This window comes from Streptomyces vastus (assembly GCF_039532825.1).
Taxonomy (GTDB): Bacteria; Actinomycetota; Actinomycetes; order Streptomycetales; family Streptomycetaceae; genus Streptomyces; species Streptomyces vastus.
Window position 1 is genome coordinate 54875 of record NZ_BAAASJ010000010.1, and the last position, 19721, is coordinate 74595.

Annotated in this window: 15 protein-coding genes and 1 tRNA gene; 7 read left to right on the top strand and 9 right to left on the bottom strand. The window is 72.6% G+C overall.

All coding sequences use genetic code 11. The annotated features are described in order from the left end of the window. Positions 1-194 precede the first annotated feature (194 nt). Entirely contained in the window at positions 195-1547 is a 1353-nt protein-coding gene (locus tag ABD357_RS04460; protein WP_344387617.1) for a M6 family metalloprotease domain-containing protein, read from the top strand. Positions 1548-1687: 140 nt separating this feature from the next. On the opposite strand, the gene ABD357_RS04465 is transcribed toward ABD357_RS04460, so the two are convergent. From ABD357_RS04465 to ABD357_RS04495, 7 genes are all read right to left on the bottom strand, one after another. Continuing rightward, positions 1688-1761 (bottom strand) — tRNA-Lys (locus ABD357_RS04465). Then, positions 1752-2420 carry a hypothetical protein gene (locus ABD357_RS04470; RefSeq protein WP_344387618.1) on the bottom strand — a complete coding sequence of 223 codons (669 nt, stop codon included), beginning with the start codon at positions 2418-2420 and terminating at the stop codon, positions 1752-1754. Before ABD357_RS04470 ends, ABD357_RS04465 begins: the two co-directional genes overlap by 10 nt. 174 nt (positions 2421-2594) lie before the next feature. Beyond that, positions 2595-2972: a hypothetical protein gene (locus tag ABD357_RS04475; protein WP_344387620.1), complete on the bottom strand. Its 378-nt coding sequence runs from the start codon at positions 2970-2972 to the stop codon at positions 2595-2597. Positions 2973-3101: 129 nt separating this feature from the next. Beyond that, positions 3102-4445 carry an AAA domain-containing protein gene (locus ABD357_RS04480; RefSeq protein WP_344387622.1) on the bottom strand — a complete coding sequence of 448 codons (1344 nt, stop codon included), beginning with the start codon at positions 4443-4445 and terminating at the stop codon, positions 3102-3104. Next, on the bottom strand, positions 4442-6055 hold the full coding sequence (locus ABD357_RS04485; protein WP_344387623.1) for a hypothetical protein: 1614 nt from the start codon (positions 6053-6055) through the stop codon (positions 4442-4444). The genes ABD357_RS04480 and ABD357_RS04485 overlap by 4 nt, the downstream gene beginning before the upstream one ends. After that, positions 6046-7212, bottom strand: coding sequence for a hypothetical protein (locus ABD357_RS04490; protein ID WP_344387624.1), 1167 nt, complete (start codon positions 7210-7212; stop codon positions 6046-6048). Before ABD357_RS04490 ends, ABD357_RS04485 begins: the two co-directional genes overlap by 10 nt. After that, complete coding sequence (locus tag ABD357_RS04495; RefSeq protein ID WP_344387625.1) at positions 7139-8236, bottom strand: phosphatase PAP2 family protein; 1098 nt, start codon at positions 8234-8236, stop codon at positions 7139-7141. The genes ABD357_RS04490 and ABD357_RS04495 overlap by 74 nt, the downstream gene beginning before the upstream one ends. Before the next feature lie 204 nt (positions 8237-8440). On the opposite strand from ABD357_RS04495, the gene ABD357_RS04500 reads away from it, so the two are divergent. Continuing rightward, the gene (locus ABD357_RS04500; protein WP_344387627.1) at positions 8441-9037 is read left to right on the top strand and encodes a histidine phosphatase family protein; all 597 of its coding nucleotides are present in this window, start codon (positions 8441-8443) and stop codon (positions 9035-9037) included. A gap of 112 nt (positions 9038-9149) precedes the next feature. Here ABD357_RS04500 and ABD357_RS04505 read toward each other — a convergent pair whose 3' ends face one another. Further along, complete coding sequence (locus ABD357_RS04505) at positions 9150-10667, bottom strand: NsdA family TPR-like regulatory protein (RefSeq protein WP_344387628.1); 1518 nt, start codon at positions 10665-10667, stop codon at positions 9150-9152. A 284-nt stretch (positions 10668-10951) separates the two neighbouring features. On the opposite strand from ABD357_RS04505, the gene ABD357_RS04510 reads away from it, so the two are divergent. After that, the gene (locus ABD357_RS04510) at positions 10952-11443 is read left to right on the top strand and encodes a hypothetical protein (RefSeq protein ID WP_344387629.1); all 492 of its coding nucleotides are present in this window, start codon (positions 10952-10954) and stop codon (positions 11441-11443) included. A gap of 275 nt (positions 11444-11718) precedes the next feature. Further along, positions 11719-12504: a spermidine synthase gene (locus ABD357_RS04515; RefSeq protein ID WP_486389218.1), complete on the top strand. Its 786-nt coding sequence runs from the start codon at positions 11719-11721 to the stop codon at positions 12502-12504. A 31-nt stretch (positions 12505-12535) separates the two neighbouring features. On the opposite strand, the gene ABD357_RS04520 is transcribed toward ABD357_RS04515, so the two are convergent. Next, positions 12536-15268, bottom strand: coding sequence for an AMP-binding protein (locus tag ABD357_RS04520; protein WP_344387631.1), 2733 nt, complete (start codon positions 15266-15268; stop codon positions 12536-12538). Positions 15269-15441: 173 nt separating this feature from the next. Here ABD357_RS04520 and ABD357_RS04525 point away from each other — a divergent pair, with 173 nt between their 5' ends. The 3 genes from ABD357_RS04525 (at position 15442) to ABD357_RS04535 (ending at position 19216) form a co-directional block, all read left to right on the top strand. Beyond that, positions 15442-16491: an iron ABC transporter substrate-binding protein gene (locus ABD357_RS04525; RefSeq protein WP_344387632.1), complete on the top strand. Its 1050-nt coding sequence runs from the start codon at positions 15442-15444 to the stop codon at positions 16489-16491. Between the two features lie 131 nt (positions 16492-16622). Further along, a complete protein-coding gene (locus tag ABD357_RS04530) occupies positions 16623-18107 on the top strand; it encodes an ABC transporter permease (RefSeq protein WP_344387634.1) in 1485 nt (494 codons plus the stop codon). After that, positions 18104-19216: an ABC transporter ATP-binding protein gene (locus tag ABD357_RS04535; protein WP_344387635.1), complete on the top strand. Its 1113-nt coding sequence runs from the start codon at positions 18104-18106 to the stop codon at positions 19214-19216. Before ABD357_RS04530 ends, ABD357_RS04535 begins: the two co-directional genes overlap by 4 nt. The last annotated feature ends 505 nt before the right edge of the window (positions 19217-19721 follow it).

Here is a 19721-nt window from a genome sequence, read left to right on the forward strand (position 1 = left end):
CTCGTCCGGATGCCGACGCGCTCACCCTTCTGGTGCAGACAAACAGGGCATCAGTGGTCAAATGCGTACAGGCTGGGTGTGGTATCCCGAATTCCGCACCGGAGGTCGAAGTGCCGCGTCTGTTCCCCCTCAAGGGGCTCACCCGTGGCGGGGCACGACCTCGTTGGCGTGGTCCCGCGGCACTGTTCACCTCCATGACGGCACTCGCCGCCACCTCCCTGGCGGCGGGCCCCTCGAACGCCGTGCCTCCCACGACGCCCTGCGCCCTGAAGCGGAGCGATGCCCACCACTCCGAGGGCCTCGACACCTGGAACGCCGCCTATCCGCGCCCCGACCGCCGCCTCGACGCCGTGATGATCTTCCTCTCCTTCCCCGACTCCGTCCCGCGGACCACACCCATCGAACTGACGGCCGACCACTTCCCCGCCACCAGCCGCTTCTTCGAACGTGCCTCCTACGGCAAGTTCACACTGCGCCCGCATCCGCTCCGCGAATGGCTCCCGATGCCGCGCGCCTCAACGGCGTACGCCATGCAGCGCGACTGGAACTCCGCGCGCCGTTCGGCGTATCTGCGCGACGCCCTCGCCGCGTCCGACCCTCGGGTCGACTTCTCGCGCTACGACGTCGTCTACTTCGTCGCCGACCCGGACGCCCCCGGCGTCAACTCGGACGCGACGAAAGTGGTCAACCTCGAGGCGCCGCTACGGGCCGACGGCACGGACATCCGCCGGGTCGTCACGGTCTTCGAGCAGCATCCGCCGGACCGGCTCGTCCTGGCCCACGAGACGGGCCATGTCTTCGACCTGCCCGACCTCTACCACCGGCCGACCGACGACAAGGGCGACTGGGACACCTACGTGGGCGACTGGGACCTCATGGGCAGCCAGTTCGGGCTCGCACCGGATCTCTTCGGCTGGCACAAGTGGAAGCTCGGCTGGCTGGAGCCGCGACAGGTGTCGTGTGTGCAGGCGGCGGGCGGCGGGGGGACGCGGATGACGCTGGAGCCCTTGGGGGCGGGCGGTCCGGCGATGGCCGAGGCGGCTGGGGCGGCTGGGGGTGCGGCGGGGGCGGAGGCTTTCGAGGCCGAGGTCAGGGGGAGACGGCTGGGGGGCGGGCGGGGCTTCCCTTCGGGTGGCCTGGGATCGGGTGGGCTGGGATCTGGTGGACTGGGGTCGAGTGAGCTGGGATCGGGCGGTCTCGGGTTCGGACTGGGGGGTGGGACGAAGCTGGCGGTGGTGCGCACCGGGCGGGACAGCGTGATCGCCTTCGAGGCGCGAGGGCCCGTCGGGAACGACGGAGCGGTCTGTTCGCAGGGGGTGCTCGTCTATCGCGTACGCAGTGAGACCGTGTCCGGAGGCGGACCGGTCGAGGTCCTCGACGCGCACCCCGACACCGCCGCCTGCTGGGAGGACTCGGTCTATCCACCGCTCGCGGACGCACCGGTCGGACTCGGCGAGAGCTTCACGGTGCCGGGGGAGGACGTACGGCTCGAGGTGGAGGACCGCACGGCTTCGGGGGCGTGGACGGTGACGATCTCTACGGGGTGAGCTTTCGCGCTCACGGTCACATCGCCCCACGCATCGGGGGTGTGGGTGGCGGAGCCCCCACCACGCGCGGCGAAGCCGCGCAATAACAACGATGGCAAGGAGGTTCGCGCTTTGCGCGAACCTCCTCGCCATCGCCATTGTGCGCCGCCAGGGACTCGAACCCCGGACCCGCTGATTAAGAGTCAGCTGCTCTAACCAACTGAGCTAGCGGCGCCTGCTGACGTCGTAGACCTTAGCACCCAGGTCGGCGGGAGGAAAAATCGATATCCGGGCCGCCCGAGCTGCACGTACCGCCGCCCAGAGCAAGACCTCCGGGCCCGGCAGCCAGGGGCGCCGGGTGTCGGGGGCGACGAGCCAGCGGGCGGGTGTGGGGAGGGGTGCGGGCTCGCCGGGTGTCGTGCCCGCGGGCGGGATCGTCACCGCGTCGCCCCTGCCGTGGCAGAGCAGCGGCGGGATCGCGCGGCTGCGGCCCGCGCCGCCGTCGGAGCCCCACTCCTCCCACTTCAGGAGCACGGGCAGGCGCTGAGCGGTGCCCGGCGTCGCGAACAGGAGCATCCGGCCCCGGTACGCGGCCACCGGTCCCGAACCCGGCCCCTCGCCCCACAGCTGGTCCAGCATGCGGCGGCCGAAGATCGCGGGAGCGTTGACGACGTCGAAGGCGGAGCCGCAGGGGAGGACGACCGAGGTAGTGGACCGGTCGTTCCGGACGGCGACGGTGGTGTGGGTGTGGGTGTGGGTGTGGGTAATGGTGTGCGTGTGGCTTTGCGCGGACGCGAGCCAGGCGGCTCCGTCCGAGGTGAGGGTGAGTGCACCTTGCGCGACGGTACGTGCGCTGGGCGCGACGGTGCCTGCCGGATTCCCTGTGCTGCGCATGCCGCTCATGGCGCATAGGTCTACTGCGGGTGAGGGTCCGGTTGCGAGGAGTCGCCGGAAATCGGGACAGGAGGGGTGCGAGTGGGGTAGCTTGCCCACCCGGCATATGCCGCAAGGTCTTTGCCCCGGGCTCAGGCCTCGCCGAATCAGGTTCCCGGCTTCAGGTTCGCCGGCTCAGGCCAGGTCGCCGATTCCGTGCCCGAGCCCCTTGCCGTTCGTTCCGCTGAGCAGTTCCCGGCCGAAGTCGACCATTCTCTTCGCGTAGTCCTCGGTCCACTCAGCCCGCTCGGCGATGTCGGCCGGGGTGAGCCGGTCGAACCGGCGGGGATCGGCGAGCTGCGCGGCGGCGATCGCCTGGAACTCGACGGCACGGTCGGTGGCGGCCCGGAACGCGTGCGTCAGCTCCGTGGCACGGTCCAGCAGCGCCCGTGGATCGTCGATCGACTCGAGATCGAAGAAATGCTCCGGATCGGAGGCGGCCTCCGCCGGCTCGAAGAGCAGGGGCGCGGGGCGAAGCCGCGGCTCGTTCCGACGCGGCGTTTGCTCCGCCATGACTTCTCCTCCTCATGCGGTGGACGACCCGTCCTGGTGGGTGGGCCACCGTCCATTGTCTCTTGACCGCGCAAGTGGGCCTCAGGGCTGCCCGACGCGCAGTCGCTCACTCGGGCACAGGCAGAAGAGCTACGGCTGCCATGGCACCCGGTGTTCCGACAGGTGGGACAGCACCGCGTGGTTCGCTTCCCAGCCGTCCGGGAACTTCACCGTGACTCCGAGCTGGACCGGTTCCGTCGAGGGGTGGTCGTCCAGGAGGTCGGGCACTCCGGCTCGGCTGATGACGATGCAGGCGTGGCGGTGGCGGGAGGCGAGGACGCAGAGGCGGCCCGTTTCCAGGTGGAAGGCCGTGGCGTCGGGGCGGCCGGAGAGGGGGTGCAGGACGACCGTGACGTCGTATTCGCGGCCCTGGAGGCGGTTCGCCGTGTCAACCGTCACGTCCCCGGCGCCCAGCTCCGCCAGCGCCGAGCGGACCGCTGCCGCCTGGTCGCGGTGGGCCGTGCCTACGGCGATCCGGTCGGCGGTGAGGGGGGTGGGGTCGGGGGAGCGCTCGGATGTGGCCGCGCCGCCTCGGTCCAGGAGGCGGCGTACGACCTGGGCCAGTGCGCGTACCGCCTCGGGATCCGTACGAGGTGTGTGCCGGGCGGGGAGCTCCAGCATGCCCCAGCCCGTTTCGGCCGCCTCGTCGATCACGCGGTCGGGGCCCGAACCGTCCGACGCGATCGCGAAGTCCAGCCGCCGGTCGTCGTGGTCGGTGCCGCTGCGGAACGGGGTGTACGGGTAGAACGCGGCCGAGACCAGCGGCGCCGCCGACGCCGGGAGCCGCCAGGAGACGGGGAGGCGGTGCTGCGGCAGCTGCGGGTTGTGGGCGAGGAGCGTCGTGACGGCCGAGGCGGACGGGTCGTACGACAGGCCCGCCCACTGCTCCGAGCCGACGATCGCGAACGGGTCCAGCTGGCCCGGGTCGCCGACGAACAGCGCCCGCTCGAAGAGGCCGGCGACGGCGAGCAGCGCGTCCGAGCGCATCTGGTACGCCTCGTCGACGATCGCGTGCCGCCAGGGCTCGACGCCCTTGACGTGGGCCCACTTGGCCGCCGTGGAGATGACGACGTCGAGCCCGGCGAGCTCTCCGGCCTTCGCCGACTTGCGGACGTTCGGCAGGTCGTCGAGTGCCTTGTCGTACGGGTCCGGGTCGCTGCTGTGCAGGCGGCCGACGGGCAGGTCGGGGTTCTTGTCGGCGAGCCGCAGGACCAGGTCGTCGACCTGTGCGTTGGTCTGGGCGATGACCATCAACGGGCGTCCCGCGTCGGCCAGTTCGAGTGCGGCGCGGACGACGAGCGTGGACTTGCCGGCGCCGGGCGGGGAGTCGACGACGACGCCGCGGTGCGTCCCGTGCAGGGTGTCGCGCAGGATCGCGCCGGTGGCGCGGGCGGCTTCGGCGCCGGGGTCGAAGACAGCAGTCGTGGTCGTCAAAGGGCGTCCTCCTCGGTCACCGGGTCGGCCGGCGGATGCGTCGCCTCACCCGGTGGGCCGCCGTGCGTCCAGGGCGTGTCCTCCGGGTCGGGCAGCTTCGCGCCGCCCCGCTGCTCGTGTTCGAAGAGCGTGAAGCAGACGAGGTCGCCCTTCTCGGGGACCGATCCGGTCTCGGGTTCCTTGCCGCGGCCCATCTTGTCGACGATGCGCAGGACGACGCTCATGCCTCCGGCGTCGGCGCCGTCCTCCTCGTATGTCCCCTCGACGTATTCGGCCGCCTGCGGTTTTCCGCCGAGCGAGCGGTAGACCTTGGCGCGCTCGGCGAGGTGCGGCCGGTCGTCCGTGCGGACCGTCACGAGGGGGCGCGGGCTGGGGCGCTTGCCTTCGCTGTACGCCATGACGACGTCCGTGACCTCGCCTGCGAAGGCCTCTCCGGCGAGCCGCCGTCCGGCCATGACGAGCGGGTCGTCGAGGGCTTCCTGTGCTTCAAGCCGGGCCTGTTCGCGCTCGCGCGTCGCGAGCTTGTTCGCGGCGGTGACCGCGTCGTCGCGGCGCGGCTGCGGGGGCTCGCCTGCGAGGACGCGGTCCCGGTGGCCGGTGAACGACCAGCGGTCGCGGGTCCAGCGGTCGGCGGCGTGGGCGCCCTCGGGCAGGGCGCGCAGCAGGTCGAGGCCGCGCCACACCGCGTCCCAGGTGGGTCGGGTGCGGCTGTCGACGAGGTCGCGGATCTCGCGCTCGGCGGCTGTGAGTTCACCGAGCCGGTCGTCGGCCTGCAGGCCGTCCTCGGCGGCGGCGAGTGCCGTACGCGCGCGGTCGTAGCGCTCGATGGCGGGGGCGAGCAGCTTGTTGTCGAACGCCGGGTCGGTGGAGGGTCCGGCGGGCGGGCACAGGAGCTGCCCCCTGGCGTCGCGCTGGAGCTCGGCCCGCAGCGCGGCCTCGGCGCCGGAGGCGCCCTCCGCCGGGTCGATCCAGGCGAGCAGGGCGCCGAGGTGCTGGTCCTCCAGGCTGCTCTGGCCGGTGGCCCAGTGCCGCGACAGTACGTCCGTGAGGGCGAGCAGCAGAGCGGAGCCGGGCACCCGGGCCCGCTCCCCGTAGTGCGTCAGCCATCGCCCGAGCAGCGGTACGTGCGGGGGCGCCGGATGGGGCGTCTCCGGGTCCTGCTCGGCGGTGCGTCGGAAGCGCATGGAGCGCCCGAGAAGCCGTACGAAGTCGATACCGGCTCGGCTCGGCACGATCAACTGCGGTGCGTCCGCGCACAGTTCGACCTCGACCTTGACCCGCTTCCCGGTCTCCGGATCGGTCTCGGTGCGCTCGGCGGCCTCGACGTCCTCGGCGTAGGAGTCGATGTACGGGAGCACGACTCCGGCCAGCTCGGCGAGGAACGCGAACCGCAGGTCGCGGTCGCGTGGCTGCGGCACGACGAGCAGACGGGGCGCTTCGCGGTCGGTGCCGACGAGTGCGCCCAGCGGGGCCCCGGCTTCTCCGGCGGTGGTGAGCGGTACGAAGACGAGGGGGCGCTCGGCGAGGTGCCGGTGCCGCACGGTGGCCAGGGGCTGGGCGCGGCCGGTGTCGACGGCTTCGAGGCGGGCGAGGGTGGCGATCAGGGACATGAAGCCCCCTTGCGGTCGGACGACCGGCTTCCCAGCGCCTCCGCCCGCAGTTCCGCCGCCCTGCGCAGCGCCGCGACCGCCGGGTCGGTCGGGTCGCCGGACTCGCCGCGGGCCGCCGACAGGACGTCGTCGACCCGCGCCAAGCCGCCCAGCTCCGCCCGGAGCGAGCGGCCGAGTGACGTCACCGCGCCCTCCGTGCGGGAGCGGGCGCGGCAGTGGAAGGCGAGTTCGCAGGTGGAGAGGCATTCGGGGGCGTATGTGGCGGGGACCGACTCGACCGCTGCCGTCAGGTCGGGGGTGGGGAGGTCGGGGGCGAAGCAGGTGCCTTCCGGGAGGGCGGCGGCGATGTCCTCGATGCGGGTGAGGCGGTCCAGCTGGCGGCGGGTCACGGAGCGCTGTTTGCGGACGTCGACGGCGGAGGCGGCGGGGAGGTTCGAGAAGTCCTTCGGGCAGACCAGGAGCACCGAGTGCCGTACCCCGGGGGCGGGGGTGAGCCGGTCCGCGACCCGCTCCAGCGCCAGTACGTACACCGCGGCCTGGCGTGCCGCCGCGCCGACTTTCGCGGCGTCCGCCGAACCGTCCAGCATCGGGAAGGACTTGATCTCTACGACCGTCCAGCTTCCGTCGGGATGCACCACGACCGCGTCCGGCTCCAGGAAGGCGGGGGAGCCCGCGACGTCCAGGGCGAGCATGGGGTGGTCGAGCAGCGTCCAGGCGCCGGCCGCGGTGGCTTCGCGCAGCGCCAGTGCCGTACGGGCCGCACGTCCCTCGGGGCCCACGGCCGCCAGGTCGGGAACGAGGCCGGCCACGGGCGGCTCCGCCCCGGCGTCCAGCTTTTCCTGCACCAGCCGCAGCAGCTCCGCGCCCCCGTCGGCCTTGACGCGCGCCTCGAAGGCATTGCCCCGCATGAACGCGAACTGTGACTGCCCGAAGGCCGACGGCGAGCCGAGCGCGCTCGCCAGCGCCGCCTTGTTCACGCCCGCCCCGTCGAGGATGGCGCGCCGCTTGCAGCCGGGGTTCGCGGCGAGCGCCGCCAGGGCGCGGGCGTCCAGCGGCTGCGCCGCGACCGCAGGACCGCGCAGCTCAGCGAGCCGCTGCCGGAGCCTCGTCCCCCGCGTCGGCGGGACTTGCTTCGGGATCGGCTCTCTGCCCGGCACCGGAACCGGGGCCGGCACTGACCTTGCGCTGTCCGGGAAATCGCTCACCCGGGGAAGTCTGGCATCCACCACTGACAATTGAGGAGCCTGCGCCGCGCGAGCCCACTGTGACCGGTTCCGGGACCGGCGCCGTGACGGGTGTCGCGGCCGATGCCATACCCGATACCGAGCCGGACGGGACCGGTGCCGAGCCGGACGGGATCGAGGCCGAGCCCGGTGTGACCGCCGTCCCGCCCCAGGTGAGGCGCAGTACCCGGAGCCGCTGCCGTGCCACGTCCGCCAGCCGCAGCACCGGCCGGGTCAGCAGCAGCCCTACGCCCATCACGGCGGCGCCCGCGAGCGCGTCGAGGAAGTAGTGGTTGGCGGTGCCCATCACCACGATCGTGGTGATCAGGGGATACGCGACCCCCGCGACCTTGGTGAGTCGCGTGCCGCCGTACCGCCACAGCATCACCCCGCACCACAGGGCCCACCCGACGTGCAGGCTCGGCATCGCCGCGTACTGGTTGGTCATGCCGCCCAGGCCCCGTGGTGCGCTCGCCTCGCCGCCCCACCAGCCGTAGCCGCTGTACTGGGCCATCGTGTCGACGAAGCCGTGCCCCGCGTACAGCAGCCGGGGCGGGCAGGTGGGCAGCAGCGTGAAGCCGATCAGGCCGATGAACGTGGACATCAGCAGCCAGGTGCGGGCCGCCCGGTAGCGCACGGTGCGGGAGCGGAAGATCCACACCAGGAGCGCGGGCGTGACGAGGTAGTGCAGCGACGCGTACCAGAAGTCGGCGGGTATGCCGAGCCAGGGCTCGCGGGTGAAGAGGCGGTTCAGCGGGTGCTCGGCGTTGAGGTAGAAGACCTTCTCGATGCGCAGGATCGCCAGGCCGTTGTCCACGGCGGTGGTCACGTCCCCGCGCGCGAGCAGCCGGCCGGCCGAGTACACGGCGTACACCAGGAAGATCAGCGGCAGCTCCGCCCACCAGCGGGGCCGGGTGCGCGATACCGCCTCGGTGCCCGGTACATCGGTCCGCCGCATCCGATCGCCCTCCCCCTTCTCTCCCCGTGGCCGATGCGCCACGCCCCACGGTCCAACCTATGCGAACGCCTGAACGGGGCGCCTCGGTCCTCGAAGACGCAGAGATCGCCCAGTGGGTTGCCCCGAAAGAGCCTGGGCGATGATGGAGCGATTCACCAGTGGGTTATTTCTGATCCATCCCTGATCCATCCGGAGGCCGAACTCATGGCACCGCGCATCCTGCTGGCCCGGCACGGCCAGACCGAATGGTCGCTGGCCGGCAGGCACACCGGCAGGACCGACATTCCTCTCCTGGAGGAGGGCAGGGGCGGCGCCAAGCTGCTCGGCGAGCGGCTGCACCGGGCACCGTTGGGCGGGCTCCGCGGGGTCGAAGTGCGTACGAGTCCGCTGGCACGCGCGCGTGAGACATGCGAACTCGCCGGCTTCGGCGACCGGGCGGTTGTCTGGGACACGCTCATGGAGTGGGACTACGGCGCGTACGAGGGCATGACGCCCGCGGAGATCCAGGCGGGGCGGCCCGGCTGGCTGATCTGGCGCGACGGGGTGCCCCGGGGCGAGACCCTCACCGAGGTCTCCGCGCGCGCGGACGAGGTGGTGGCGTGGGCGCGCTCCGCCGACCGCGATGTGCTCGTCTTCGCGCACGGCCACATCCTGCGCTCCATAGGTGCCCGCTGGCTCGGCCTGGACCTGGACTTCGCGGCCCGGATCCGCCTCAACCCGACGTCCCTGTCGGTGCTCGGCTGGGCCTACGGAGAGCCCGCGATCGAGACGTGGAACGACTGCGGGCACCTGACCGCGTAACGGGCAGGTGCCCACGTAGAGCGCCCTGGGAGCGAGTAAACCGTCGGCCCTGATGCCGCCCCGCCCTATGCCGCCCCGCCCCGTGTCGCCCCTGCGTTGTACCGCCGCTGCCCTATGCCGTCCGCGCCAGAGCCGCGTGCCGTTCCAGGAAGTCCGAGACTCCCGTCGCGCGGCGATGCGGCAGCAGCACGCGGGCCGTGCCCGCGAGCATCGTCTGGACGCGTGAGGACTGCACCTCGTCCAGGAGGTCCAGTACGCGCAGTCCTGCCGTGGCGGCCTCGTCGGGGTGGCCGGCGCGGGCCAGGTCGTCGGCGAGTTCGGCGGTGTAGAGCGCGATGTTGCGGGTGAAGTGGGGGTCCTGGAGGCGGGCCGCGCGCCGGGCGTGGTGGGCCGCGCGCGGCCAGTCGCCGAGCGTCGACCAGCACTGGGCCTCCAGGCCCGCCAGTTCGGCCGGGCCGTAGAAGCTCATCCACTCCGGGTCGGCGTCGCAGGGCCCGCGGTCGAACAGCGCGTGAGCGCGGGCGAGTGCCTGCTCGCAGCCGGTGCGGTCGGCGAGCCCGGCCCAGCCGCCGGCCTCGCGCATGGCGAGCAGCGACAGGAGCCGGGCCGAACCGAGTGGACGTGCGGCGCGCTGCGCGGCCTGCGCCGCCCGCACCGCCTCGCGTGGGCGGCCCGCGTCACGTGCCAGGAAGGACGTATTGCAGAAGGCATGTGCCTCCAGGGCCGGGTCCCCGGCCACCCGGGCGGTGGCGAGGGCCTCCGCGTAGTGCGAGCGCGCATCGCCGAAGCGACCGGAGTCGTGCGCCAGCCAGCCCACGGAGATGGCGAGTTCACCCGCGCCCGAGTGCAGCCGCTCGGCGGTCGCCCGCCGTGTCGCACCCGCGTCCAGCAGGGCGTACGCGGCCCGCAGCGGAGTCGCCGCCCTTCGGTACAGCCCGTCGGCGCCGTGCCGGTCGTCGAGCACCCGGATCTGCCGTACGGCCTCTTCGAGCGCGCCCGCCTCGGCCTCACCGACCCGGTGCACGGGACGGTCCGCCGCGACGGCCGGGCCGCCGAACGCGACGCCCAGGGGGCCCAGGGAGACGGCCGCCACGGTGGCGGTGCCTCCGGTCATGAATGCGCGACGCTGCACGTCGCTCTCCTCGTGGTTCTGATCGTGGTACTCGTACGTGCCTTGCGTTACGTACGTGTCTTGCATGCCGTACGTGTTGTGCGTGCCGCAGGCGTGTTGCGCGTCCTGCGTTTCATACGGCTCCTGCGCCCCATCCGTTTCATGCGGGGCGTACGTCCGGCTCGTGGTGCGCGAGGGGAGCGCCTCCTCCATGGCGCGCGCCCCGCGTCCGCGTACCGATGAGCGGGGCGCGAACCCCAGGTCGGTCAGCGACCGGCCGGGGAACATATGCAGGAACACCCGCTCGTACGCGTAGTTCGGGCAGCGGATCTCCCCCGCCTCGACGCGCCCCACATAGCGCGCGTCGCAGCTCACCCGCTCCCCGATCTCCCGCGCGGCCCGTCGCACCGCGGCGGCGAACTCGCCCGGCGAACGCTGTCCGCGCAGCTCCCGGAAGGCGAGGTTCGGCCGCGGTGGCGGAGGTGACTGGGACGACGAGGTCGTCGTGTACGACGCCATGGCCGGGCCCTCTCTCGCGAACCGTCGAACCATGCCGGAACCAAGGCGAGTTGATCACTTCCCACTCGGGTTGATCGGGTCCCGCTCAGGTTTCCGGCGGGCAAGAACGTACCTGCTGTGACGAGTCGACCACGCGAGGTTTGGCTACAAACCGGATATCTCATCCATGATCTGCCATGAACTGCCATCCTTTGCGGCTCAGTTGCGCCGTAGCCGTTGACGTCCGGGGGCGTTGAACCATGCGGTGAGTTCGATCGAGGAGGGGTTCCACGATGGAGGCCGGAATGGAGACCAGACAGAGCATCGATCGCCGTGCGCCGCTCCCGACGGAAGCTCCGCCAGACGATGCGGGGCAGGCGGATCCCGACGATCCTTGCGATCCCTGCGACCCGTGTGACCTCGTAACCGTCCCGACGCGGCAGGGTCTGGAGGCTGTCGACATCCTGCGCCGGGGTGCCTCGGAGGCCGTGGGCCCCGTCCTGCACGACGACACCTGCGACACTCTCGGCTTCCTGGTGCCGCCGGGCACGGCGGATGCCTGGGACGTGCCGGGCAGCACGTGTACGCAGACCGACGGCCGAGGTATCAGCCTCATCGCCGAGGCTGCGGTCTCCGAGGGCGCCGGGTCCGGGTCCGGCTCCGGCGAGCCGCCCGTCGAGGGCTCCGGCTGGCTCCTGCCCCCGGAGGACTCCGAGCTCGCCACGGACCCGGTCGTCCTGCGCGCCGCGCTGGACGAGGCGGCTCGTTTGATCGAGGCGGCGGACAACTGCCGTTAGGTGCTACAGGCGACGGCCGGTGATTATCTGCGGGTTGTAGCGGGCTGGTCGCTCCCCCATGAGCGGGCCCCCATCGCGGCGGAGCCGCAGATTCGACACAGCCCCGCGCCCCTATGGGGCGCTGTCGCTGAGCCTCCCTCTCCCGCACCCCCGATAATGGCCTGATGGCAAGGGCGAAGGCGAAGCCGAGGACCAAGCGGTCGGGCGACCGGGGGGTGGCACGGGTGGCACCCCAAGCCGTCGTCGCCGAAGTCGAGGGCGGGCTCGCCGAGCTCATGCCCGACCGGGACCGGGCGCGTGCCTGGTCGCTGCTCATCGACGGCGCCCCGCAGTCGTACGTGGACCTCGACGACCCGGCGTATCTGAACTTCGAGTACCAGCGCCGCCTCGGCCACGTCATCGACCTGGCCGCCCCGCCGGGCAGACCCGTGCACGCCGTGCACCTCGGCGGCGGCGCCCTCACCCTCGCCCGCTACGTCGCCGCCACCCGCCCCCGCTCCACCCAGCAGGCCGTCGAACGCGACGCCGCCCTCGTCCAACTGGTCCGCCGAGAGCTGCCGTTGGACCCGAACGCCCGCATCCGCGTACGTTCCGTCGACGCCCGCGAAGGGCTCGCCAAGGTGCCGGACGGCTGGGCGGACCTCGTCATCGCGGACGCGTTCAGCGGGGCGCGCACGCCGGCGCATCTGACCTCGACCGAGTTCCTCGCCGACGTCCGCAGGGTGGTCAAGGCGGGCGGCCTCTACGCGGCCAACCTCGCCGACGGCCCGCCGCTGGCCCACCTGCGCGGGCAGATCGCCACGGCGGCGGGCGTCTTCCCGGAGCTCGCCCTGGTCGCCGACCCGGCCGTACTGCGCGGCAAACGCTTCGGCAACGCGGTCCTCGTCGCCTCCGACCAACCGCTCCCGATCGCCGAACTGACCCGCCGCGCCGCCTCGGACCCGCACCCCGCGAGGGTCGAACACGGCAGAACCTTGACCGACTTCACCGGCGGCGCCGCAGCGGTCACGGACGCGGCGGCGGTGGCCTCACCGGCACCACCGCCCTCGGCGTTCCGCTGATTCGAGGCCGACGGCACGGCGGTACAAAGCGTCACAGCCGCCTGACCACTCGCGTCGCCACGGCCGCGTACCCGATGCCTACGGCCAGGGAGGCGAAGAACGCCAGGACCGGGAAGTCGTCCGGGACGTGGGGATAGACCTGAAAGTGCGTCAGGTAGATGTAGAGCGAGCTGCTCGCCAGGATGCCCGCGATCCGGTTGAGCGGGCCCAGGCTGGGCAGCGTCGGCACCCAGATCAGCAGCGTCAGCCCGGCCACCACGAGAGTGGTGCGCAGCGGCTGGTCGTTGAAGAGGCCCGGGAGTGCGAGCAGGAGCACCGCCGTCAGCAGCGACCGCTGTCGCGTGGTGGTCGCCCGCGCGGCAGCCCACCCCAGCGCGAACAGCCAGAAGACCACGGTGGGTCCGAGGTGGAAGCGGGCCGGTGCCAGATCCGGCAGGTCGTACCGGCCGATCAGCCCGACCGCCAGGAGCGCCAGTGGCACCCCGAACGCGTACCGCCGCTCCAGCCGGTCCAGCAGGGGAACTGCCATCAGCACGGCGAGGACGACCAGGAAGTAGACGAGTGCCTCCACGAACCAGTAGTGCCATTCGTGACGTTCGGTCCCCTGGTCGAGGAGGCTGTTCAGCAGCAGGGCGTTGGCCGGGTCGTAGAAGCCGGTCAGCACCACCGCGCCGGTGATCCACGCCACGCTCGGCACGGCGACGCGGGCGATGCCGCGCCACAAGTGCCGTAGGCGCGCGCGGCGTTCGGCCCCGGTGAGATGGAAACGGGCGAAGTTGAAGCCCGCGACGCCGATCAGCACATGCGCGCCGCCCTGGAGGGAGAAGACGGGGATGTGCGAGGCGACGATCAGGACGATGCCGACTGCGCGCAGGGCCACGCCGGTTTCCAGCGTGCGGCGGGTGCGCCAGGACCGTGCGGACCGCGGGGACGCCGGACCGCGGGTACGGGTACGGGGCCGTCCGTTCCACCGGGCCGGCCGTTTGGCGGCTCCGGCTGCCGGGGCTTCGCCGGTTTCCGCACCTGCCGGTTCCGTCACGGGAGGGGCCAGGGCGCGCAGTTCGCGGATCGGCTTCGTATGCCAGTCGGTGGGAAGCCCGCCGAGTGCCTCCTCCAGCCGCAGGGACATCTCGACGTAGGACAGCGAGTCGCCGCCCAGGCTCACGAAGCTGCTGTCCTCGGTGGCATCGGCCCGGTCGAGGATCTCGGCGTAGAGCCGGCACAGGTCCCTGGCGAGCCCGGCCGCCGCTTCCACCCCCTCCGGAGCCGGGCGCGTCAGCCGGCGTACGGCCTCGTAGTCGGGCTTGCCCGCGGCGAGCCGCGGGAGTTCGGCGAGGACCGTGACCCGTATCGCGCGGGCCGGGATTCCGCACTCGTCGGCCACCAGGCGCCGCAGCCGGTCACCGTCGGCGGCCTTGTTCCTCAGCACGGCCAAAGCCAGCGCGTCGCCGTCCCCTGTGCAGTACGCGGTGACCCCGTGCCGTTCGAGCAGTGCCTCGACGCGCTGGGGTTCGATCCGCAGACCGACGATCTTCACGAACCGGCCGCGGCGGCCCACGATTTCGTAGAGTCCGTCGGGCGCGCGCCGGGCGAGGTCCCCCGTGTGCAGTTCCCGTACGGTCCGGCCGAGGGAGAGGTCGGCCGGGCTCTCGGCGTAGCCGAGCATCACGTTCGGGCCCGAGTAGACCAGTTCGCCGATTTCGGGATCACCCTGGTCGTCGACCGGGTGCAGCCGGAAGGAGCCACCGGGGATCGGCACCCCGACGGCTTCCGGGCGCTCGGTGGCGAGGTGCGGCGGCAGGTAGGCCATACGTGCCGTCGCCTCGGTCTGCCCGTACATCACGAACATTTCCCAGCCGGACCGGCGCCCCAACTCCGCGTACCGTGCGACGCGTTCGGGTGCGAGCCGGCCGCCGGCCTGGGTGACGCGGCGCAGATGCGGCAGCCGCATCCGCTCGAAGCCGACCCGGTCGAGCAGGTCGAAGGTGTACGGCACCCCGGCGAGGGACGTACCGCGGGCGGTGCGGAACTCCGCCCAGAAGGCAGGCTCCGACACCGAACGGTCCGTGAGGATCAGCCCGGCGCCGCGCAGCAGGTGGCTGTGGACCACCGACAGGCCGTAGCAGTAGTGCATGGGGAGGGTCGTGGCCGCGCGGTCGGTGTCGGAGATGCCGAGGTACGTGGCTATGGACTCGGAGTTGGCCTGGACGTTCTCGTGGGAGAGCCGCACCAGTTTGGGCGAGCCGGCCGAACCGGAGGTGCTCAGCAGCAGGGCGAGATCCGGATGGAGAGTGTGGCTGCTGCCGTGGCGCCGCTCGTCGAGGGTCCAGGTGCCGTGGTCGTCCGGCCGGGCCACCACGTCCGGGTCGTACGCGGCGGTCAGGGCGCGTATCGCGCGGTCGTTGTCGCCGGGGACGAGCAGCACAGGATGGCCGGCGGAGAGGGCGGCGAGGTGGACGACGAGGGCGTCGGCCCGGTTGCCGCCGGCCAGCAGCACCAGTCGGCGCACGGGGCCGAGGCGCTCGGCGGTGGCGGCCACGCGTTGTGCCAGTCGGCGGTAGGAGAGCTCCCCGTCCGGGGTGATCAGCGCGACGCGGTCGCCGTACGCCGCGAGCTCCTGCGCGAACGGCACGCCATACGGGCGTGCAGGCGGCGCGCCGTGCGGACGTACGGGCGGTTCCGGAAAGGGGACCGAGGCGGGCGGGGCGGCCGACGGGGTGGAAACGGTGGGCGGCGCCTGGAGGGGCCCGAAGGGGTCGATCACGGTGCGCGCCTTTCCGCAGCAGAGTCCGCCGGTAACACAGATCCCTTGACGGTTAGGCAAGGTTTACCTTATTCATAGCATGTTCATAGTTGGCTAAAAAGCGTCACCACTCCGCTCGCCGCCCGACGACGCAACCTGCGGCGTCGTGGCGAGTCACGCAGGAAGGCACCCTCATGCGACGCCCTCTGGCTGGCCGAATCACCGCGCTCGTCGTGGCCGGCCTGCTGCTCCCCGCCCTCGCCGCCTGCGGCTCCGACGACGACAAGAGCAGCTCGGGGGAGGGCGGCGACTCCGCCCTCGTCATCTACTCCGGCCGCAACGAGAAGCTGGTCAAGCCGATCCTCGACAAGCTGGAGAAGGCCGTCGGCACCGAGGTCGAGGTGCGCTACGGCGACAGCGCCGAGCTGGCCGCGCAGATCCTGGAGGAGGGCGACCGCACCAAGGCCGGACTGTTCTTCTCCCAGGACGCCGGGGCGCTCGGCGCCCTCTCCAAGGAGGGCATGCTTCAGAAGCTGCCCCAGGCCACCCTCGACAAGGTGGACGCGGCCTACCGGGGCGGCGAGGGCGACTGGGTCGGCCTGTCCGGGCGCGTCCGCGTCATCGCGTACAACCCGGACAAGGTCAGCGAGGACGAGGTCCCGGACAGTGTCCACGACGTGGTGAAGCCGGAGTGGAAGGACAAGGTCGGCATCGCGCCCACCAACGCCTCCTTCCAGGCCTTCGTCACCGGCATGCGCGTCCTGGAGGGCGACGACGCCACCCGCGAGTGGCTGAAGGCGCTGAAGGACAACGGCGCCAAGACCTACGCGCACAACCTCGCCACCCTGGACGCGGTCGAGGCCGGCGAGGTCTCCCTCGGACTGGTCAACCACTACTACTGGTACGAGCGGGTCGCCGAGAAGGGCGAGGACAAGGTCGGCTCCAAGCTGCACTTCCTGCCCGGCAAGGACCCCGGCGCGCTGATCAACGTCGCCGGGGCGGGCGTCCTCAAGGACAGCGGGCAGAGCGAGACCGCCCAGAAGGCCGTCGACTTCCTGCTGTCCAAGGAGGCGCAGACCTACTTCGCCGACAAGACCATGGAGTACCCGCTGGCCGCGGGCGTCACGAGCACTGTCGAGGACCTGCCGCCGTTCGACTCCCTCGAGTCCCCCGACATCGACCTGGGCAAGCTGGAGTCCATCCAGGAGACCCAGGCCATGCTCCAGGACGTCGGACTGGTCTGACGGCCGTGCCCAGCACACCGCAATCCGCGCCGCGTCCGGCCGGGGCGCCTGCCCCGGCCGGACGCGGTCGGTTTCGTACGCGGTTCCGTACAGGGCTACGTACGCGGACCGGACGCAGACCACCGCCGGCCTTGCTCGTCCCCGCCTGCGTGGCGGCCCTCTTCGCCCTGCTCCCGCTCGGCTATCTTGCCGTCCGCGCCCTCGAACGCGGACCCGGTTACGCCTGGGACGTCGTCGCGGACGAACGCACCCTGCACCTGCTCGGCCGCAGCCTCGGCCTCACCGCCGCGGTCGTCGCGGCCAGCCTGGTGCTGGGCGTCTCGCTGGCCTGGCTGACCGTACGCACCGCCTTGCCCGGCGCCCGCGCGTGGTCGGTGCTGGCCACGCTGCCGCTGGCGGTGCCCAGTTACGTCGCCGCCTTCGCCTGGCTGTCCGCAGCTCCCGGACTCGCCGGTTTCGCGGGCGCCGCACTCGCCCTGACCCTGGTCAGCTTTCCGTACGTCCACCTGCCGGTCGCCGCGGCGCTGCGCGGCATAGACCCCGCGCAGGAGGAAGCCTCGCGGTCCCTCGGCCACGGCCCGGCGGCGACCTTCCTGCGGGTCACCCTGCCGCAACTGCGACCGGCCGCGGCGGGCGGCGGGCTGCTCGTCGCGCTGTACGTGCTCTCCGACTTCGGCGCGGTCTCACTGATGCGGTACGACACCTTCACCCGCGCCATCCACACCTCGTACCGCGCGTCCTTCGACCGCACCCCGGCCGCCGCGCTCAGCGTCGTGCTGGTGGTGATGACGGTGGCCCTGGTCGCCGCCGAGGCCCGTACACGCGGACGCGCCGGACACGCCAGGACCGGCACCGGCACCGCCCGCCCGGCCGTACCGATGGCACTGGGCCGGTGGCGGCCCCTCGTCCTCCTCTGGTGCGGGGCGGTCGTGGCCGTGGCCGTCGTCTTCCCGCTCGGCACCCTCGCGTACTGGCTGACCGCCGGCAGTTCGGCCACCTGGGACCTGGGCGCGATCGCGGACACCGCGTGGGCCACGCTCACAGTCGCCGCAGCCGGGGCCGCCCTCACCACGGCTCTCGCCCTGCCGGTCGGGGTGATCGCCGCCCGGTACCGGGGGCGCGGCGCGCGCCTGCTGGAGCAGGCGGCGTACGCGGGCCATGCGCTGCCCGGCATCACGGTCGCACTCTCCCTGGTCTTCTTCGCGGTCCGCTACGCGTACCCCCTGTACCAGCAACTGCCGCTCCTGGTCGGCGCGTACGCGGTCCTCTTCCTGCCGGTCGCGGTGGCCGCCACGCGGGCCGCCGTGCTCCAGGCGCCGCCCGTGCTGGAGGATGTGGCCCGGTCGCTGGGGCGGCGGCCGTGGCAGGTCCTGCGCGAGGTGACCGTGCCGCTGGCCGCGCCGGGGGTGGCGGCGGGGGCGGCACTCACGTTCGTGGTCTGCATGAAGGAGTTGCCCGCCACCCTCCTCCTGCGCCCCACCGGCATGGACACCCTGGCCACCCGCCTCTGGACCGAGACGGGCGCCGGGTCCTTCGCGGCGGCCGCCCCCTACGCTGCCGCGCTGATCCTGCTGGCCGCGCTCCCTTCGTACCTCCTCGGCAGGCACCGGACATGACGGACGTGACGGACATGAACGCGAAAGAAAACGCGAACGAGCTGCACGTCGAAGGGCTCACCAAGTCCTACGGTGACGGCGGCCCCGTCCTGCGCGGACTCGACCTGACCGTGCCGACGGGCGCGCTGGCCGCCGTCCTCGGCCCCTCCGGCTGCGGCAAGACGACCCTGCTGCGCATCGTCGCCGGCTTCCTGCGCGCCGACGCGGGCACCGTACGGGTGGGCCGCCGGGTCCTGACCGGCCCGGGTGCGGGCGTCCACGTGCCACCCGAGCGGCGCCGCGTCGGCATCGTCCCGCAAGAGGGCGCGCTGTTCCCGCACCTGAGCGTGGCGCACAACGTGACCTTCGGCCTGAAGGGTGTGGACCGGGCCGAGCGACGCCGCCGCACGGACGAGATGCTGGAACTGGTCGGCCTGGCAGGCTACGGCGACCGCATGCCGCACGAACTGTCGGGCGGCCAGCAGCAACGCGTCGCACTCGCCCGGGCGCTCGCCCCGCGGCCTCAACTGGTGCTGCTGGACGAGCCGTTCAACGCCCTCGACAGCGCGCTACGGGCGGGAGTGCGGACCGACGTGCGGACGGCGCTGCGCGCGACGGGAGCCACGGCAGTGCTGGTCACCCACGACCAGCAGGAGGCCCTGTCCACCGCCGACCTCGTCGCCGTCGTCCGCGACGGCCGCGTCGCCCAGTGCGCCACTCCACAGGACCTCTACCGGCGCCCCGCCGACCCCTGGGTCGCCGACTTCGTGGGCGACGCCGTCCTGCTCCCCGGCACGGTCGAGACCGACAGCACGGCCCGCACACCGCTGGGCACCGTGCCCCTGGGCGCCCCGCCCGCGGGCCTGCGCACCGGCACGGTCCTGCTCCGCCCGGAACAGCTCCGCCTCACCGACCCCACCGCGGAAGGCGCCGCACGGGGCACGGTGACCGACGTCTGCTACTACGGCCACGACGCCATGGTCACCGTGTCCGTAGACGGCCACGACGCCCCCGTCGGCATCCGGGTCGCGGGCCCGCTGCGGGTACGGCCGGGGGAGGAGACGGGGGTGCGGGTCGTGGGGGCAGGGGCGCTGCATGCGGAGGGCGGCGCGCCGGATCGGCAGACGTAGGCAGCTCGGCGCTCGTCGGGTGGCTCACCGGCGGGCGCCGCGGAGCCACGATTCTGCAAGATTCCTACTCGTTTGATACCTCCGTCACCCTCCACGCCGGCTGGGCCGACCCCGCCCGCCTCCGCATCCTCATCCACGACGAGGCCCCGGGGCCTGCCCGCAATCCGCACCGCGGCCCACGACGACGAGGACGGCCGCGGCATGCACCTCATCTGGTACGGCGCCGACGCCTGGGGCGTGTGCACGCACGGTCCGGGCCGGGGCAAGGCCACCTGGTTCGAGTTGGGGCGACCATGCTGCGGGGATGCCCCCGCAAAAATCGTGAACACACAGCGGGAAGCTGTCCTTCAGATGCTCAAACGAGCCGTGGGTGAACACGGCAGGTGGAAGTGCTCACGCTTTTCGACACAGCACCCTCCCGGGCCCGCCGCCGCGTCCACCGCACGCCGCCGCGTCCGCCGCCCGCCGCCGCGTCCGCCGCCCGCCGCCGCGTCCGCCGCCCGCA

Bases quoted from the DNA above. Each gene is read 5' to 3' on its own strand.
- ABD357_RS04460 (WP_344387617.1), top strand. From the start codon at position 195: ATGACGGCACTCGCCGCCACCTCCCTGGCGGCGGGCCCCTCGAACGCC.
- ABD357_RS04470 (WP_344387618.1), bottom strand. From the start codon at position 2,420: ATGCGCAGCACAGGGAATCCGGCAGGCACCGTCGCGCCCAGCGCACGT.
- ABD357_RS04475 (WP_344387620.1), bottom strand. From the start codon at position 2,972: ATGGCGGAGCAAACGCCGCGTCGGAACGAGCCGCGGCTTCGCCCCGCG.
- ABD357_RS04485 (WP_344387623.1), bottom strand. From the start codon at position 6,055: ATGTCCCTGATCGCCACCCTCGCCCGCCTCGAAGCCGTCGACACCGGC.
- ABD357_RS04495 (WP_344387625.1), bottom strand. From the start codon at position 8,236: ATGCGGCGGACCGATGTACCGGGCACCGAGGCGGTATCGCGCACCCGG.
- ABD357_RS04500 (WP_344387627.1), top strand. From the start codon at position 8,441: ATGGCACCGCGCATCCTGCTGGCCCGGCACGGCCAGACCGAATGGTCG.
- ABD357_RS04505 (WP_344387628.1), bottom strand. From the start codon at position 10,667: ATGGCGTCGTACACGACGACCTCGTCGTCCCAGTCACCTCCGCCACCG.
- ABD357_RS04510 (WP_344387629.1), top strand. From the start codon at position 10,952: ATGGAGACCAGACAGAGCATCGATCGCCGTGCGCCGCTCCCGACGGAA.
- ABD357_RS04515 (WP_486389218.1), top strand. From the start codon at position 11,719: ATGCCCGACCGGGACCGGGCGCGTGCCTGGTCGCTGCTCATCGACGGC.
- ABD357_RS04525 (WP_344387632.1), top strand. From the start codon at position 15,442: ATGCGACGCCCTCTGGCTGGCCGAATCACCGCGCTCGTCGTGGCCGGC.
- ABD357_RS04535 (WP_344387635.1), top strand. From the start codon at position 18,104: ATGACGGACGTGACGGACATGAACGCGAAAGAAAACGCGAACGAGCTG.